Consider the following 17382-nt stretch of genomic DNA (forward strand, 5'->3'; position numbering starts at 1 on the left):
TCCGGGGGCGTGCGCAGCAGGTACCCGACCCCGCGCTTGGTGTGGATGAGCGGCTGGACCGGCTCCTCGGTGCCGTCAGGACCGGTCACCGTGAGGTTGTCGATCTTGCGGCGCAGGTAGGAGATGTAGGACTCGACGATGTTCGCGTCGCCGCCCCAGTCGTACTGCCAGACGTGGTCGAGGATCTGCGACTTCGAGAGCACGCGGCCCGCGTTGAGCATGAGGTAGCGCAGCAGCTTGAACTCGGTGGGCGACAGGTCCACGACCTGGCCCGCGCGGCGCACCTCGTGCGAGTCCTCGTCGAGCTCGAGGTCGGCGAAGCGCAGCACCGCGGTGTCCTCGGGCTCGGCGTGCGTGCGGCGCAGCACCGCACGGATGCGGGCCACGACCTCCTCGAGGCTGAACGGCTTGGTCACGTAGTCGTCGCCACCGACCGTGAGGCCCGTGACCTTGTCCTGCGTGTCGTCGCGCGCGGTGAGGAACAGCACGGGCGTGTGCTGGCCCGTGGCCCGCATGCGCCGCGTCACGGTGAAGCCGTCCATGTCGGGGAGCATGACGTCCAGGACCACGAGGTCCGGCTCGACGTCGCGCACGAGCTTGAGCGCGCTCGTGCCGTCCGCCGCGGCGAACACCTCGAACCCGGCGAAACGCAGGGACGTGGACAGCAGCTCGCGGATGTTGGGCTCGTCGTCGACGACGACCAGCCGCGCCTCGGGTTCGCTCATGGTTCCAGTGTGCGACCGAACCCTGGGAGTCGCCTGGGCGCGAGCGGTGGGTCGGGGAGCTGTGGGTGGCGCCCCGGACCATGGTGCGGCGGAGCCGTCCTGGCACTGACAGCAGCCGGTCGAGACGGAAGGATGCAGGCATGCGCATCAGCGACGACCAGAGGAGGGCGCGGCTCGTCGCGCACCAGCTCGACCTCGGGGCTGCCGGTCCCGCGCCGGAGAGCACGGTCGAGGGGGTCGTCGACCGGCTCGTCGCCCTCCACGCGACCGACGCGCCCAGCGTCTACCTCTCGGTCCTCGCGCGCGTGCCGGAGCTGCGCATCGAGGACCTGCAGGCCGCGATGTACGACCGGCGCACCCTCGTGCGGGTCCTGGCCATGCGCCGGACCCTGTTCGTCGTGGCGCGCGACATGGTGCCGGTCGTCCACGCGGGGGCGAGCGCCGCCGTCGGGCGCAGGCTCAGGGCCCGCCTCCTGAAGGAGCTCGCGACCCTCCCCATGGACCCGCCCGTCGAGGACGCCGAGGCCTTCCTGGCGGCCGCCGAGGAGCAGGTGCACGACGCCCTGGCCCAGCACGGACCCCTCACCGGGGCGCAGCTCTCGGCGCAGGCCCCCGTGCTGCGGACCGCGTTCCTGCCCACCACGACCAAGTCCTGGGACGTGCGGCGCTCGCTGACCTCGCCTCTGCTGTCGCTGCTGTCGGCCGAGGGGCGGATCGTGCGCGGCGAGCCGACCGGCGGCTGGTCGTCCAACCGCTTCCTGTGGCGGCCCGTCGAGGACTGGCTGCCCGGCGGCATCCCGGAGGTCGACGAGGCCGAGGCGCGCGTGCGGCTCGCGCAGGTCTGGCTCGAGGCGTTCGGACCCGCGACCCTGGCGGACCTCCAGTGGTGGACCGGGTGGAACCTGGGGCAGACGCGGGACGCGGTCGCGACGCTCGACGTCCGAGAGGTCGAGCTCGCAGGGCTCGGTGCAGGGGTCGTGCTGCGCTCGACCGAGCTGCCGACCGGGCCGGGGCTGGGTGCTGCGGCCGGGCACGTCGCGCTGCTGCCCTCGCTCGACCCCACCGCGATGGGCTGGAAGCACCGGGACTGGTACCTCGGTCCGCACCGCGAGCAGCTCTTCGACTCGGCGGGCAACATCGGCGCGACGGTCTGGTGGGAAGGACGCATCGTGGGGGCGTGGGCCGTGCGGACCGACGGCGAGGTCGTGTCCCGCCTGCTCGAGGACGTCGGGACCGAGGGCGCCGCGGCCGTCGGGGCCGAGGCCCAGCGGATCGGGTCGCTCCTGGGCGGGGGAGGCGTGACGGCGTCGTTCCCCACGCCCCTGTACCGCGAGCTGCGGGGCTGAGGCCGGGCGCGGCCTGACACGTCGTGCGGACGGCGTGCCCCGCGTGCGTGCCGGCCGTGCTGCTGACGACGCGAAGGGCGAGGCCGCGCGTGCTGCGCGGCCCCGCCCTTCGGTGAACTCAGAGGTAGCGCAGCGGGTCGAACTCCTCGAGCGGGATGATCCGGACGCGCGGCAGGATCGTCGTGAACGCCCCCACGTTGTCCTCGAGGTCGTAGAAGCTCAGGCCGCGCGAGGCCAGCTCGGAGAAGCGCGAGTTCACGAACTCGCGGAAGCACAGCAGCCCGACGCGGCGGTCGCTGTCCTCGAGCAGCTCCTCGACCTGCGGGATGAAGTCGCCGTCGTGGCTCGCCAGGAGCACGTCGCCCGGGCGGTCCTTGAGCGCCTCGAGGGTGCGCTGGATACCGATGTCCACGACCTTCTCGGAGCTGGAGCCGGCCAGCGGGATGGGACGGTAGCCCATCGCGAGCAGCGCCTGGACGAACGCCATGGGCATCTGACCCGACGAGGCGTTCAGGAAGAACAGCGGTGTGACGTCCTGGGCCCACAGGTGGGCCGCGAAGTCGACGATGCGGTCCCAGCGCGGTCGCTCCTCGGGGTTGGGGCGGTGCCCCAGGACGCTCATGCCGAGCGTCGCGTCGATGTTCTCCCCGTCGACGATCAGGTAGGTGCGGCGCGGGGCCTCTCCCTGGATGTTGACGAGGCCGTTCGACGTGCTGGAGTCCGACATGGGGTCCAGCCTATCCGGCGGGGGGAGTCCCCGATCCCGACACGGAACGGGTCGAGGCGTGGGCACGGTTTGCACCGGACCCCCCGGGGGCGAGTACCTTTCAGCGGTGAACCAGCAGCTTCTCGACCCGGTCCGGATCACGGTCGTCCAGAACTCCCCGGACGTCACTCTGGACGCCTTCGCCGTCCGGCTCGGGCCCGACGTGCGCCTCGTCCGTCCCTTCGACGGGGACGCCCTGCCGGCAGCGACCGACCTGGGCGACGGGTTGGTCGTCCTGGGCGGGCAGATGTCCGCCTACGCCGACGACGTCGCCCCCTGGCTCCCCGCGCTGCGCGACCTGCTGGCCGCCGCCGTGTTCTCGGACGTCCCGACGCTCGGGATCTGCCTCGGCGCCCAGCTGCTCGCGGTCGCGGGCGGTGGCAAGGTGCAGGTCGCGGCCCCTCCCGGTCGCGAGGCAGGCCTGACCCGCGTGTTCTGGAAGGCGGGCGCCGAGGGCGACCCCGTCCTGGGGCCGATCGCCCGCGCCGCGGCGGGCACGGGCAAGCGGGCCCGCTCGTTCACGGTCAGCATGCACGCCGACGCGATCATCGACCTCCCCGAGGGCGCGTCGTGGCTCGGTATGTCGGACATGTACCCGTACCAGGCGTTCCGCCACGGCTCGGCCCTGGGGGTCCAGTTCCACCCCGAGGCGACGCTCGCCACGATCCGCGGCTGGGCCGACCAGCACGACGACGTCGACACGACCAACATCCTGGCCGACGCCGCGCCGTTCGAGGGCGAGGTCCTCGAGACGGGCCGCCTCCTCGCGGAGTCGTTCCTGGCGGTCGTGCACGACGACGTCGCTCGCCGGGGTGTGCGGGCGTAGGTCGCGCAGGGCGCGTCGCGCCGCGACACGACGCGTGTCCGCCCGGGCTGACCGGTCGGTCGGTGGCAGGGTGTCGGGATGATCCGTCACACCGTCGCCTTCCGCCTGCGCCACCCCGAGGGGTCCGCCGCAGAGACCGCCTTCCTGACCGACGCCCGCGTCCTCGCGACGATCCCGGGGGTCGAGCGGTTCGAGCAGCTGCGCCAGACCAGCGCCAAGAACGACTTCACGTTCGGCTTCTCCATGGAGTTCGCGGACGCCGCGGCCTACGCGGCCTACGACCAGCACCCGGACCACCGGGCGTTCGTGGCCGATCGCTGGGTCCCCGAGGTCGAGGACTTCCTGGAGATCGACTACGAGCCCCTGCCTGCGGGCTGACGCGCGACCGCAGGCCTGCCCCGGCAGCCCCTGCTGAAGAGGCGTGGCCCCCGGGCCGGACCGTCCGACTGCCTCTCCGACGACGACGCGACGGCCGGTGACCACGAGGTCACCGGCCGTCGCCGCATCCTTGCGTGGGGCGCCCGCACCCCGGCCGCAGCGCCGTCTTGTCAGGGGACTACCACTCGCTGGGGGCGTCCTGGGTGCCGGCCTCGATCGACGTGACGGTCGTGGGCGAGATCTGTGGGGCGGGGGACGAGCCGCCGCTCTTGAGCGCCGCGAGCCGGGCCTCGATCTCGATGTTGGCGCCCGAGGTCTCGAGCTCCTCGAACTGCGCGTCGAGCGAGGACGCGGCGACCTCGGCCTGGCCGAGCGCCTTGGCCTCCTCGCGGCGGACCTTCTCCTCGAAACGCGAGACCTCGCTCGTGGGGTCGAGGACGTTGATCGAGCTGATCGCGCCCTGGACGGTCTGCTGCGCCTCCGCGGACTTCTGACGGGCGACCAGCGAGTCGCGCTTGGACCTGAGCTCGCCCAGCTTGTCCTTCATCTGCGCGAGCCCGGTCTTGAGCTTCTCGACCGTCTCGCGCTGCGAGGTGATCAGGGGCTCGGCCTGACGGACCTCGCCCTCCGCGGAGATCTGCTTCTGGAGGGCGACCTTGGCGAGGTTGTCGAACTTGTCGGCGTTGGCCGGGTCGCCTGCGGACCTGTACTGGTCGGCGCGTGCGGAGGCTGCGGCGGCCTTGTCGCCCCACTCGCGGACCGCGGCGACGTCCTCGTTGTAGTCCTGCTCGGCGAGCCGGAGGTTCCCGATGGTCTGCGCGACGGCCTGCTCGGCGTCGGCGATGCTGTTCGTGTAGTCGCGGACGAGCTGGTCCAGCATCTTCTGCGGGTCCTCGGCGCCGTCGAGGAGCGCGTTGATGTTCGCCTTGGCCAGCTGGGTGATGCGTCCGAAGATGCTCTGCTTCTCTGCCATCGGTCGTGCCTTCCTGCTCGTGGATGCGTGTACGCGGTGCTGTCGTGACGACGTGGTGCCTGGCCGTGCGACCTGCGGGGCCGGGCGAGGGGCGGACCCCTAGAACCGTCCTCCTCTGCTGGAGCGACCACCCGAGGAGCGGCCACCGGACGAACCGCGGGAGGACCGGCCGGACGAACCGCCACCGCCGAACCCCCCACCGCCGTAGCCGCCGCCGAACCCCCCGCTCGAGCGACGGCCTCCTCCGCCCCCTCCGCGCAGGATCTGGTCGAGCAGGATGCCGCCGAGGACCATGCCGCCGACGTTGTTCCCGCCTCCCGAGCTGCCGCCCCCGAACATGCCGGGCCCGTTCTGCTGCTGCTCCCATGCGGCCGCGTCGCGCTGGGCCAGCTGGGCTGCGGACTGTGCGAGGGAGTCGGCATGCTGGGCCGTGGCGAGGGCGCGGACGGGGTCGGACGGCTGCAGGGCCCGCGCCTCGCCGAGGTAGCGGATCGCCTCGGAGAGCCGGGTCCGGGCCTCGGGGCCGACGGCGCCGCGCCGGGTCTCGATGAACGAGTTCGTCGCGCGGATCTGGGAGTCGACGCGGCCCAGGGTGTCGCGCAGGAGGGCGGCGGCGCGTGCGGCCTGCTCGGCGCTCTCGCGGAACGGTGCGAGGGCGGCGTCGATCGCGGCCTCGGCGTCGGTGAGCCGGCGCAGGGCGGCGAGCGGGTCGCCACCGGTGCGTGCGGACTGGGCGTCGGCCACTGCGGCCTGGGCCTCGGTGGAGCGCGCGGTCACGGTGGGATCGCCCGGGGCGAGGCGCGCGGCGTCGGAGATGTCCGCGGTGATCGAGGCGACGGCCACGTCGAGGCGCTTGCCCGCCTGTGCCAGGTCCTCGCCCGCCGAGTCGACCGCGTCGAGGAGCACGACGGCCTGGCCGACCGCGTTCTCGGCGGCGCGGGCGTGGGCGACGGCCGACGCTCGGTCCTTTCCCTCGAGCGCGGCGCGTCCTGCGGCGACGGCCTCGCGGGCGCCCGCGACGAGCTGCGTGGCCTGGTCGGGGTTGGCCGCGACCGACGCGAGCGCGGCCTCGGGGTAGGTCGCGAAGAGGCCCGCGAGCGTGCTGCGGGCCGGGGCGATGCGGGCCTCGACCTCACCGGCGCGCCGCTCCACGGTGTCGAGGACCTCGGGGGCGCGGGACTGGAGGTCGCGCAGCTCGTCGAACTGGGCGGACTCGGCGTCGAGCGCGGACGCGACGTCGGCGCACAGCGTGATGATCTGGGCCATGATCGAGCGCGAGACCGGCTCGGTCTCGGGGGTCTGGTCGTCGAGCTGCTGACGCAGCGCGAACGCCTGGGAGACCTTCTGCTTGCCCGTCTCGAGCGCGACCTGGAACTCCTTGGTGGCCTCGAGCCCGAACTGGGCCTGGGCGAAGCCGAGCTCCTGCTCGGAGGTCTTGATGGCGTCGTCGATCGCGACGAGGGCCGAGCTGGCCCGACGGTTGAGCTCGTCGGTGGGGAGCTGTGCGAGCTCGTCGGCCTCGTCCGCGCCACCCTGCTGCGCGGCCGTGCCGCGTCGCTTGCGCAGGATCGAGCGGACCACGAAGAAGCCTGCGATCGCGAGCAGGCCCACGACGAGCGCGATCAGCCAGCCGGATCCGCCCGACGACGACGAACCGGTCGCCTCGGTGCGCAACGTGTCCGCGGCGACGATCGCGGACTGTGCCCACTCCTCCTGGCTGAGCTCGTCCTCGACCGCGGCCTGGACCTTGTCGAGCGAGGCGTCCGAGAGCCCGATGTTGTTGTCGGCCGAGAGGTCGTAGCGACGGTCCTCGGTCGCGACGGCGAGCAGGACGTCGTCGCGGCCCAGCCCCGACAGGTTGGCCGTCGCGGTGGCCCAGGTCTGGGCATCCTGACCGTCGAACGTGTCGACGTACACGACGTAGAGCTGGTACGGGGTGTCGGCCTCGAGGCGGTCCATCGCGGCCTCGACCTCGTCGGTCTGGTTCCCCAGGACACCGTCCGGGTCGGTGATGCGGCCCGGGAGGTCCAAGGGCTGTGCAGCGGGGAGCCGGGTGTCGGCTGTCGACGACGTGACCGTGCCCGGCGCCTCGGCCACGACAGCCGTGGTGGCCGCACCGTCGCTCGGCCACGCGGTGTCGACAGCGCCGGCGGGCGCCGCGAACGTCGCCGCTCCCAGGGTGCCGAGGGCGGCGAGCGTGAGCCCGGTGCGCAGCGCGGACGGGAGCGTGCGGGCGGGGCGAGGTGCGGCTGTATCGGACGACGAGGTCACCTCGTGATCCTTTCCCAGGGGGCGCCCCGCCGCAATCGCGATTCCGGACACCGGTGGGCATTTCACCCGGCCTGTGTCCTGCACCGGATCGGGGCGGTCTGGTTCTTCCGGGCGTCGCGGGCAGGCCGCGTGATGTACGCCCGTCCGTGGGACTGGCCCTCCGAGGAAGGTGGAATATTCGTACGGCGTACAGTGTTCTTCGAGCGCCACGCTCCCGACGAGAGGCCCTCATGACTCCCCGCACGACGACGTCCTCGCCTGCCGCGGCCCCGACCACCGTGCCCTCCCGCACCACGGCCCCGGCTCCGGACACTGCCGCGCCCGCCGTCTCGCCCCTGCCGCCGCTCGTCGAGCAGGCCGAGCGCCTGATCGCGCTCGGTGTCCACGAGCTCGCCGGGCTGTCCGCTCGCGAGGTGCGCGACGCCGTCGGGCGCCTGGCCCTGAGCGCGCCCCCTGGCGGGCTGCTCGCCGTCCATCCGCGTCTCGCCCCGCCGTCCGTCCTCGCGCCCCTGCTCCGTCTCGGGGACAAGGAGGGGTTCGTCGTGGTCGACATGGACGACGTGGACCGGTTCGAGCCTCTCGAAGGGCTCGCGCTGCCCGAGGAGGCGCTCTACGTCGTGACGGACGTCGACCGTGGCGACGACATGGCGAGCTGGTCCCCTGACGAGGCGCTGCCGGAGCTCGCTCGTCGAGGCCGCACGCCCCTCGTGCTCAGCGAAGGGATCCACTGGGCCGTGCAGGTACCCGACGTCGTGGCGCGCAACCACTGCTTCATGACGATCGGGTCGCGGCTGCGCAAGGACGAGGGACGCCTCGACTCGCGGACGCCCGCGGTGTGGATCTCGAACGGCACGGGGCGCGACGGCAAGCAACGCCGCGGCGCGCCCAAGGTCGGCTGGTGCTGGGCGGGCAACCGGCACACGTGGCTGGGTTTCGCGTCGGGGGACCGGCGGGTGGTCTAGGGGCTCGCTGCCCGACGGCGGAGCGCGCCCTCTACTGCACGACGTCCAGGTCCTCCGCGTCGACGATGCGATACGCGTAGCCCTGCTCCGCCAGGAAGCGCTGCCGGTGCGCCGCGAAGTCCTGGTCCACGGTGTCGCGCGAGACCACGGCGTAGAAGTGCGCGGTGCGCCCGTCCTGCTTGGGCCGCATGATGCGTCCCAGGCGCTGCGCCTCCTCCTGGCGCGACCCGAACGACCCCGACACCTGGATCGCGACCGACGCCTCGGGCAGGTCGATCGAGAAGTTCGCGACCTTCGACACGACGAGCCGGTTGATCTCCCCGGAGCGGAACGCCTCGAACAGGCGCTGACGCTCGCGCACGGTCGTGGCACCCGTGATGACGGGCGCGTCGAGGTGCTCGCCGAGCTCCTCGAGCTGGTCGAGGTACTGGCCGATCACGAGGACCTGGTCGTCAGGGTGCGCGGCCGCGATCTGCTCGACGACCCGGTTCTTGCCCGGTGCCGTCGCGGCGAGCCGGTACTTGTCCTCGGGCTCGGCGGTCGCGTACGCCATGCGGTCGCGGTCGGGGAGCGTGAGCCGCACCTCGACGCAGTCCGCGGGCGCGATGTACCCCTGGGCCTCGATGTCCTTCCAGGGCGCGTCGTACCGCTTGGGCCCGATCAGGCTGAAGACCTCGTCCTCGCGGCCGTCCTCGCGCACGAGCGTCGCGGTCAGGCCCAGGCGGCGGCGCGCCTGGAGGTCCGCGGTCATGCGGAAGATCGGGGCCGGCAGCAGGTGGACCTCGTCGTAGACCACGAGGCCCCAGTCGCGCGCGTCGAGCAGCTCGAGGTGCGTGTAGACGCCCTTCCGCTTGGTCGTGAGCACCTGGTAGGTCGCGATCGTGACGGGCTTGATCTCCTTGCGGGCGCCCGAGTACTCGCCGATCTCGTCCTCGGTCAGCGTGGTGCGCCGCACCAGCTCGTCGCGCCACTGGCGCGCGCTCACGGTGTTCGTGACGAGGATCAGCGTCGTCGTCCCGGACTTCGCCATGGCCCCGGCCCCGACGATCGTCTTGCCCGCACCGCACGGGAGCACGACGACGCCGCTGCCGCCGTGCCAGAAACCGTCGACGGCCTGCTGCTGGTAGGGCCGCATGGCCCAGGGCTTGTCCTCGTGCGCCGGGTCGGTGGGCGACAGGTCGATCGGGTGCTTCTCGCCGTCGACGTAGCCCGCGAGGTCCTCTGCGGGCCAGCCGAGCTTGAGCAGCACCTGCTTGAGGTGCCCACGCTCCGAGGGGTGCACGACCACGGAGTCGTCACCCAGGCGGTCACCCACGAGGCCCGCCGTCCGCTTGGACTTGAGGACCTCGGCGAGCACGGCCTTGTCGGTCGCCTGGAGCACCAGGCCGTGCGTGGGGTGCGCGACGAGCTGGAGCCTCCCGTAGCGCGACATGGTCTCCGCGACGTCGACGAGCAGCGCGTGCGGCACGGGGTAGCGGCTGTACTGGAGCAGGACGTTGACGACCTGCTCGGCGTCGTGGCCCGCGGCCCGCGCGTTCCACAGGCCCAGTGGCGTGAGCCGGTACGTGTGGACGTGCTCGGGGGCGCGTTCGAGCTCGGCGAACGGGGCGATGGCCCGGCGGGCGTCGCCGGAGAGCGGGTGATCGACCTCGAGCAGCAGCGACTTGTCGCTCTGCACGATCAGGGGGCCGTCGGCCATGTGCGTCCTTCCGGGTGGTGCGTCGTGTCGTGGCGCGGTGGTGCGGGCTAGTCGTTCGGTGCCCCCGAGGAGGCGCCCGTGGGTGCGTCGTCCTGCGCGGGCGCAGGGGCGTCGGTGAAGACGCCGGCGATGCGGTGGACCGCGACGGTGAGCTCGGCGTCCCGGGCAGGGTCGAGAGCGCGCAGGCGCCCTCCTTCGAGGACCAGGGGCTTCACGCGGCGGCGGGTCGGCTGACCCGTGGGGTCGATCGTCTCGAGCACCACGTGGTCGCCGGCGTCGATCGCGTCGCGCAGGAGTCCCAACGCGGCAGGGGGTTCGGTTGTTCCGCGCGGCTCGGGCGGGGCGTCCGCGCGGCTCGCCGACGCCGGGGGGGCGGCGAGGGCTGCGTCGTCGGCGGCGCGCAGGCGCGGGACGAGGTCGGCGTACCGTTCGCGCCGGGCTGCGGTGTCGAGCGCGGCCCCCTCCCGTGCCGGTGCTCCGTGCCCGACGGCGGAGCGCCCCCGGGTGGCCGTGTCCAGCGGGCGCCGCCCGCCCACGCGAGAACGGACCGTCGACCGGACGCGCTCGGTGCGCACGACCCGGCCGTCGGGCCCCTCGACCATGGACGCGAGGCCGCGGTCGCGCAGCGCCGCCTGGAGCGTCGCGGCCGGGACGAGCGCGGCCAGGACCGTGGGCGCGACGCGGAAGAGCGACAGGTGGCGTAGCGCCGGGTCCTCGACGAGACCCGTGAGGAGCGCGGGGTCCTCTGCGCGGACGTAGCTCGACGCGGTCCCGACGCGCAGCCGCCCGTGCCGCCGGGCCGTGTCGCGCACGAGGTAGTCGAGCGGCTGCGGGAGCGGCGTGCGCGAGTGCGCCGCGAGCTCGGTGAGCAGGTCCTCCGCGCTGCGGCCCGCGTCGAACGCACGGGTCAGCGACTCGGGCGTGAACCGGACCGTGATCGCGGCGCCGCGGGACTCGACGTCCGCGGCGTCCTCGAGGAGCCGTTCGAGAGCGGCGCTCGGGCGTCCCGGCACGATCCCCGTGAGGTCGCCCTGGACGAGCAGCTCGTCGACCTCGGGCGGCAGGACCGACTCGAGGGCGTGCGCGAGCGCGGTCTCGGGTGAGCCGACCTCGCCGACCCTGCCCGTCGCCGCCGGTGAGCCGACGCGCAGGCCGTGCGCGGCGCCGTCGGGCACGGGGAGCAGGAGTGCCCGACCCGTCGGGGCGAGCGCGCCGACACCTGTGACGCCCAGGAGCGCGGCCTCGTGCACGAGGCCCTCGACGGCCTGGGCCGGGGGAGTGGCGCGCGGCGACCCCCAGCGCAGGACCTCGAGCAGGTCGGTCGGGGTCAGGGCCTGCCCGGGGCGGTCGGCGAGGGCCGAGAGGAGGTCGAACCGCAGGCGCGGGACCCACGGGCGGCTCAGGTCGGGTTCGAGGGCCGCGCGGAGCGTGCCGCGCTCGTCGCGGCTGCCGATGGTCCACGGGGTGCGTCCCGACGCGGCCCATGCAGCGGCGAGCGCGGCCCAGCGGCTCGCGAGCGGCAGCTCGAGCCAGTCCTCGCCCGCGAGCGTCACCGTGAACGAGGGCGGGTCCTCGCCGTCGTCGACGACGAGGCCGGTCGCGAGCGCGAGCTCGGCCACGAACGCGGCGGTCGGCTCGTCGACCTCGAGGGTCGTCGCGAGGCGACGCAGGTCGCGCACGCCCAGCCCGCCCGCGCGCAGGACGTTCGGGGGCGAGGCCTGCCACAGGGCCAGGAGGTGCGCGACGAGCCGGACCACGTCCTGGGCTGCGCGGGCGGCCTCGGCCGTGATGGTGTCCTCGGCGAAGTGCGGGGCGTCGGGCTGGGGTGGGTGCGCGGCCGTGCTCGCGTGCGTGCGGCCGCCGCGCAGCGCGAGCGCGACCTCGCGCGGCAGGACGACGTGACGCTCGTCCGAGGCGAGGAGCAGGCGGTGGCGCAGGAGCCAGGTCGTGGCCTCGCGGCCCACGGGGTCGGCGCGGGGCGCGACCCCCACGGGCGGCCCCCAGGTCAGGGCGTCGAGGATGCTCCGCGCCCCTGGGGGAGCGTCGGCGAGGAGAGCGCCGAGGGCTACGGCCGCCTGGTCGGACGACGGGCCCGACGGCGCGTGGGCGAGCGGGGAGGACGGGTCCGCGGGGCCGAGCCCCGCCGGGTAGGGGCCGAGGACCTCGGACAGGCCCGGGGCGACGGCCAGGTCGCTCGCGGCCGACGGGTCCGTCGAGTCGGAGGTACCCCGGTCCCACAGCAGGGCCCCCTCGAGCAGGTGCGCGACCGCCGCGCGGACGAGCGGGGCGTCGGCGGGCTCGGTCGCCAGGGCGGCCAGGAGCCGGTCGATCGTGACGGGCGGGTGGGGAGCGGCTGGGGCGGAGGGCTGGTCCCCGAGGACCAGGACGGAGTCGAGCACCTGCAGCTCGAGGGCGTCGAGGCGGGCGACGGCCCGGTCCAGGCTGGTACGGCTGGTGGCGCGGGCTGCGAGCGAACGCAGGGTCGACGGCGAAGGAGTGGCCAGGTCAGGGCGCTGCATCAGCAGCGCGACGAGGTGCTCGTCGCTGCGGGAGCGAAGAGCCTCGGGGAAGGTCCGGCGCGGAGCCGGAGGCGTTGAGGCCATTCGTCCGATGCTACGCGGGTCGAGGGTGCGCCTCACCCGGGTCCTCGAGGCGCGGATGGTCGTGGCGGTGCTGTGCCGCGGCGGTCACGCACCGACCTGGGGCCGTGCGGAGCGTCGCGTGTCGACCGGTGTCCGCGGGGCGTGCGGATCGAGCGCCCGCGCCCCGACCTCCGCGACGTCGAGGGAGTCGACCGCATCGAGCCCGCCCATGACGAACGCGGTCAGGGCGTCGAGGGCGAGGTCGGACGAGAGGACCTTGGTGTGGCCGAACCCGGACGTGAGGACCAGGCGAGACCTGTCGCCGTGGGCAGCGTGCAGCCGTCGCGCGTCCAGGTCAGGCATCCGTCGGTCGCCGCGGTCGTGCACCACGAGGAGTTCGGTCGTCGTCGGCAACAGGTGGGTCACGGCGTCGTAGCGGGCTGAGGCGGAGGCCCGGTCCTCGCCGAGCCGGGCGAAGAAGCGGGCCCCGACGTGGGTCAGCGTGCGGGCGTCCAGGCCCAGGTCGCGCCCGAACTGCGTGAGATACGGATCGGGGCTGCCCACGCCCGAGACGACCGCGACGCGTCGCGTCGGGACGGTCGAACGGGCCGCGGTGAGTGCAGCCAGGGCGCCCAACGAGTGCCCGACGAGCGCGTGGAACGGGCCGTGGACGCGCTGCAGGGCCTCGGTCGCCGCGACCCAGTCGCGGATGTCGGCCGGACCGCCCGGAGACGTGCCGTGCGCCGGGGCGTCGAACGACACGACGTGGAAGCCCTCGGCGACGAGCTCGCGAACCAGGGGCGAGAGTTGGGACGCGCGCCCGCGCCACCCGTGGACCAGCAGCACCGTGCGCTGGCCGGACCCCCACTCGTAGCTCGTGAGCGCCCGGCCGCGGACGATGAGCGTTGCTCGCCGCGCGGTGTGGTGCGTGGACGTGTCGGCATCGCGCACGGGGATGCGGGGAGCGGTGACGAAGAAGGCTCGCAGCGCGAAGCGGCCGGCGAGCCCCGGGGAGACGGTGGCGACGGCGCGCAGGCCGCGGCCGACCGCGCTGTTCAGGACGGGCATGTCTCCTCCAGATGAATGCGTACGATCGTTCGTTCTGTAGATTACGCGAACGATCGTTCGTACACTAGGGGGATGGCAGAACTCGCAGCCCTGGACGGTCGACGAGCCCGTGGTGACGCGTCACGGCGGGACGTGCTCGCACGCGCGACGGACCTCGCGTCGGTCGAGGGGCTCGACGGACTGACGATCGGTCGCCTGGCCGAGGCGTCGGGCCGCAGCAAGAGCAGCATCGCCACGCTCTTCCACGGCAAGGAGGGGTTGCAGCTCGCGACCGTCGTCGCGGCACGGGAGATCTTCGTCGCGACCATCGTCGAGCCGGCGCGCACCGAGCCGAGGGGCCTGCGCCGCCTGGTCATGCTGCTGCGGAACGCTCTCGTGTACTCGAGGGACCGAGTCTTCACGGGCGGCTGCTTCTTCGCCGCGACCGCGGCCGACGTCGACTCCAAGCCGGGTCCCGTGAACGCCGCTGTGCGGTCGGCGCTCGCGGACTGGTACGGCTACGTCGAGGCGCAGACGAGGGCGGCGGTGGCAGCGGGCGAGCTCGCGATCGACCAGTCCGAGGCCGAGGTCCTCGCGTTCGAGCTGCTGGCCCTCGACGAGGCCGCCAACTCGCGGTCCTTGCTGCTGGGCGACGACCGCCCCTACGTGCTCGCGGCGGCCGCGATGCGCGCCCGGCTGCTCGCCGCCGGGGCGGACCCCGAGCTGCTCGGCGCGCTGGATCTCGCGGGCTGAGCCAGGCCGCGAGCCCAGCCGAACCTGGCGCGGGGGCCTTGTCGACGAGGGTTCGCTGAGCGAATCTCTGTCCCGCTCAGCGAACGCGACTTCCGCTCACCGGAATGCGCTGCGCAGGCATCCCCTGTCCCGCGCTCGGCAACGGTGCCGGTGCATGGTGCCCGGTGGTCGGCTGGTCCGGCGAACCGCTGCACCCGCTCCGGGGCCGTGGCTGCGGTGGCCTTGCAGCCGCTGTCGCCCGCGCTCCCAGGGGTCGCCGTGACCCTCGATCCGGAAGAACCGACGGCCGGCCACGAGGATCCCGTGACCGGCCGTCGATCTGTGTGTCGCGCTGTCGCACTGTCGGGCGGCCGTGCTGTCGTGCGGCGCGCCCCACACGGGCCGCCGGCCCGGCGCGCGCCGGTCAGTCGAAGCTGAGGCGCACGCTCGACACGGCGTGCCCGCCGTCGACCCGGGTCGACACGCCGAACGCCTGGAGGGGCGCGACGTAGGAGATCCAGGAGTCGTCGCCGCCCAGCGCGTCGATGTTCGCCCGGGCGATCTTCTCGATCGCGTCGATGTCGACGAACACCGCCGAGCTGGCCGACTTCGCGTCGGGCACGACCGTCGTGAACGCGGGCTTCGTGCCCAGCTTGCCCTCTGCTGCGAGCTGGGCCGCGTAGTCGTCGTTCGACGCGATCACGAGGCCGTCCTTGGTCGTGGCGCTCGAGAGCTTGTCTGCCCCGGCGTCCACGAGGATCGCGTCGATCCGACCCAGGAGGTCCTCGAGGGCCGCCTTGTCACCGATCGTGCGCGCCCCGAAGCTCACGTCTCCCGGGCCCGTCACCGACGAGATGTCGTCGAGACCCGCGGAGTCGAGCGCGACGACGATCTGCTCGCCCAGGAGCGTCTTGAGGTCCTCGGGCAGCTTGATGTCGAACGACTTCTCGAGCTCTTCGACCGTCTCCTGGAAGCCGAGACCGCTGGGCAGCAGGTCGTCGCCGTACGGGTCGTCCGTCAGGTAGTCGTCGCCGTAGAGGTCGTCGGTGCCGAGATCGGTGTCGAGGTCCTCGGTGCCCAGGTCGTCGGCCCCCAGGCCCAGGTCGGTGCCGGTGCACGACGACATGAAGGCCTCGTCGTAGGTCCTCTTGTACTCGGCCTCCTCCTCGGCCGTGAGGCCGAGCCCGGAGAAGTCGGCGGCGTACTCGGGCTGCGCGAGCAGCGCGGCGCACTCGGCCTCGGTCACCGTGGGGAGCGTCGTCGTGCCGACCGGGTTCGAGGACAGCGACCAGTCGTCGTCGAGCAGGTCGCCGCTGCCGCCCAGCCCGCCGAGGTCCTCCAGGCCACCCAGCCCGCTGGACCCGAACGTGTCGGCGAGCGTGCTCAGCTGCTCCCACGCCTCGTCGATCGCCGCGGGGTCGACCGTGCCCGCCGACGCGAACAGCGTCGTGTCGGGGAGCCCGGTCAGGAGCGAGGTCCCGGAGCCCTCGAGCGGCGTGAGGGTCGCCTCGTCGGCGCCCACCGCGAACGCGAGCTCGAGGTGGTCGGAGCCGGCGCGCAGCGCCCCCGTGACCGAGGTGACGCCGTCGAGCTCGGCGAGCGCCGCCGTCGTCTCCTCGCTGTCGCCCTGACCTGCGAGGGAGTCCTCCAGCAGGCCCTTGGCGCCCTGGACGTCCACCCACACCGAGACCAGCCCGGCGTCGCCCAGGGCCTTCCTGCCCGCGCTGAACAGCGGGTCGTCGGCGAGCGAGGCCTTCTTCGCGGCGGTCGCGACGTCCGCGGCAGCGAGCGTCTCGGACGTGATGAGCGCGAACCCGTCGGTGAACGCTACCTGTGCGGGCTCGATGCCGTCCCCGCAGCCCAGCTCGGACTCGATGGCCGTGCGGGCCGCGCCCTCGTCGGTCACCTGGAGGACCACGACGGGCTCGGGCTCGGCGCCGTCCTCGGCGGCCGGGAGGGACGCGACCCCCGCACGCTGGCCCAGCCACGGCTCGACGTCGGCCGCGTAGTCGACCGTGCACTCGCCGCTGCCGGCGATCGCGTCGACCAGGAGCTCGCGCAGGTCCGCCGTCTCGCTCAGGTCGACGTCGAGGTCCTTCGCGAGGTCCGGGAAGCGGTTCGCGAGGCGCAGGAGGTTGACCTTCTGGGTGGCCGACGGGTCCAGGTCGACGCGCACGTAGGCGATCGTGGTGTCCGGGAGCGCGGCCTCGGGCTGCGCGCCGCCGCCGTCGAGCGTCGTGTACGCGAAGACCCCGCCACCCACCAGGACGAGTGCGGCGGTCGCCGCGCCGCCCAGGACCAGGCCCGTGCGCAGGCGCGAAGGCTTGACGGGGCCCGGGGTGGGAGGCGGGTAGCCGGCAGGCTGCTGCCAGGCCCCGGAGGGGTCGGCGGGCGGGAAGGTGGGCGGCGTGGTCATGAAGAACCTCTGTGTCGGGGGCGGCGCGTCCGGCGCTGCGGGGCCGGCGGTCGCCTGAAGGCTAGTGGAGCCGGACGGTCCGCCGCCGCCCCCTCTCATGGGGAGTTCTCCCCTCCGTGCCGGGCTGCCGCGGTGTCGCGCGGCTCGCGGCTCGTCGCGTCCCGTGTTTCTCACCCGGAGCCCGCTCCCGGACGCGGCCGGGCGGATGCGACGGTGGGGGCGCACGCCCGGTAACCTGAGAGTTCTGATTCCCACGAGCACAAACGAGGTTCACGTGCCCACCGGCAAGGTCAAGTGGTTCGACACCGAACGAGGGTTCGGCTTCATCGCCAGCGATGAGGGAGACGAGGTCTTCCTGCACGCTTCCGCGCTGCCCGACGGCGCTGCCGCGCCCAAGCCCGGTGCCCGGGTGGAGTTCGGTGTGGCCGACGGCCGCCGCGGCCCGCAGGCGCTCGCGATCAAGCTGCTCGACCCGGCGCCGTCGGTCGCCAAGGCGCAGCGGCGCCCTGCCGAGGAGCTCGGGGTCGCGATCGAGGACCTCATCAAGGTGATGGACCAGGTGGGCGGTTCGCTGCGCCGTGGCCGCTATCCCGACGCCGCCAAGGGAGCCCAGATCGCCCGGGTCCTGCGCGCTGTCGCCGACGACCTGGAGGCATGAC

Annotated in this window: 14 protein-coding genes; 6 read left to right on the forward strand and 8 right to left on the reverse strand. The window is 73.6% G+C overall.

Annotated features, from left to right (window positions below; translation table 11 throughout):
- Positions 1–725: response regulator transcription factor (locus OERS_RS13175; protein ID WP_068626116.1), on the reverse strand; the 725-nt coding region annotated here is incomplete at its 3' end.
- Positions 726–865: 140 nt separating this feature from the next.
- On the opposite strand from OERS_RS13175, the gene OERS_RS13180 reads away from it, so the two are divergent.
- Positions 866–2071, forward strand: a complete 1206-nt coding sequence (locus OERS_RS13180) for a winged helix DNA-binding domain-containing protein (protein WP_068626117.1) — start codon at positions 866–868, stop codon at positions 2069–2071.
- A 118-nt stretch (positions 2072–2189) separates the two neighbouring features.
- Here OERS_RS13180 and OERS_RS13185 read toward each other — a convergent pair whose 3' ends face one another.
- A complete protein-coding gene (locus OERS_RS13185; RefSeq protein WP_056645372.1) occupies positions 2190–2798 on the reverse strand; it encodes an NYN domain-containing protein in 609 nt (202 codons plus the stop codon).
- A 106-nt stretch (positions 2799–2904) separates the two neighbouring features.
- Here OERS_RS13185 and OERS_RS13190 point away from each other — a divergent pair, with 106 nt between their 5' ends.
- Positions 2905–3663 (forward strand): type 1 glutamine amidotransferase, encoded by a 759-nt coding sequence (locus OERS_RS13190; RefSeq protein WP_068626118.1) that lies wholly within the window; start codon positions 2905–2907, stop codon positions 3661–3663.
- Between the two features lie 78 nt (positions 3664–3741).
- Positions 3742–4041: a Dabb family protein gene (locus tag OERS_RS13195; RefSeq protein WP_056645375.1), complete on the forward strand. Its 300-nt coding sequence runs from the start codon at positions 3742–3744 to the stop codon at positions 4039–4041.
- 178 nt (positions 4042–4219) lie between these two features.
- Here the strand turns inward: OERS_RS13195 and OERS_RS13200 are convergent, their stop codons facing one another.
- Together OERS_RS13200 and OERS_RS13205 are read right to left on the reverse strand one after the other, a co-directional pair.
- A complete protein-coding gene (locus tag OERS_RS13200; protein WP_056645378.1) occupies positions 4220–5014 on the reverse strand; it encodes a PspA/IM30 family protein in 795 nt (264 codons plus the stop codon).
- Between the two features lie 99 nt (positions 5015–5113).
- A complete protein-coding gene (locus tag OERS_RS13205; RefSeq protein ID WP_231907557.1) occupies positions 5114–7285 on the reverse strand; it encodes a TPM domain-containing protein in 2172 nt (723 codons plus the stop codon).
- A 230-nt stretch (positions 7286–7515) separates the two neighbouring features.
- Between OERS_RS13205 and OERS_RS13210 the strand changes: the two genes are divergently transcribed.
- A complete protein-coding gene (locus tag OERS_RS13210) occupies positions 7516–8247 on the forward strand; it encodes a DUF5701 family protein (protein ID WP_248948560.1) in 732 nt (243 codons plus the stop codon).
- Positions 8248–8278: 31 nt separating this feature from the next.
- On the opposite strand, the gene OERS_RS13215 is transcribed toward OERS_RS13210, so the two are convergent.
- From OERS_RS13215 to OERS_RS13225, 3 genes are all read right to left on the reverse strand, one after another.
- Positions 8279–9946: a DNA repair helicase XPB gene (locus OERS_RS13215; protein WP_056645383.1), complete on the reverse strand. Its 1668-nt coding sequence runs from the start codon at positions 9944–9946 to the stop codon at positions 8279–8281.
- Positions 9947–9993: 47 nt separating this feature from the next.
- A complete protein-coding gene (locus OERS_RS13220) occupies positions 9994–12549 on the reverse strand; it encodes a helicase-associated domain-containing protein (RefSeq protein ID WP_068626119.1) in 2556 nt (851 codons plus the stop codon).
- Between the two features lie 84 nt (positions 12550–12633).
- On the reverse strand, positions 12634–13596 hold the full coding sequence (locus OERS_RS13225; RefSeq protein ID WP_068626120.1) for an alpha/beta fold hydrolase: 963 nt from the start codon (positions 13594–13596) through the stop codon (positions 12634–12636).
- Between the two features lie 72 nt (positions 13597–13668).
- Between OERS_RS13225 and OERS_RS13230 the strand changes: the two genes are divergently transcribed.
- Positions 13669–14328: a TetR/AcrR family transcriptional regulator gene (locus tag OERS_RS13230; protein ID WP_068626121.1), complete on the forward strand. Its 660-nt coding sequence runs from the start codon at positions 13669–13671 to the stop codon at positions 14326–14328.
- Positions 14329–14731: 403 nt separating this feature from the next.
- On the opposite strand, the gene OERS_RS13235 is transcribed toward OERS_RS13230, so the two are convergent.
- Positions 14732–16723 (reverse strand): DUF3352 domain-containing protein, encoded by a 1992-nt coding sequence (locus OERS_RS13235; protein WP_068626122.1) that lies wholly within the window; start codon positions 16721–16723, stop codon positions 14732–14734.
- A 274-nt stretch (positions 16724–16997) separates the two neighbouring features.
- Here OERS_RS13235 and OERS_RS13240 point away from each other — a divergent pair, with 274 nt between their 5' ends.
- Complete coding sequence (locus OERS_RS13240) at positions 16998–17381, forward strand: cold-shock protein (RefSeq protein WP_056645398.1); 384 nt, start codon at positions 16998–17000, stop codon at positions 17379–17381.
- Position 17382 lies beyond the last annotated feature (1 nt).

This window comes from Oerskovia enterophila (assembly GCF_001692445.1).
GTDB classification, from domain to species: Bacteria; Actinomycetota; Actinomycetes; order Actinomycetales; family Cellulomonadaceae; genus Oerskovia; species Oerskovia enterophila.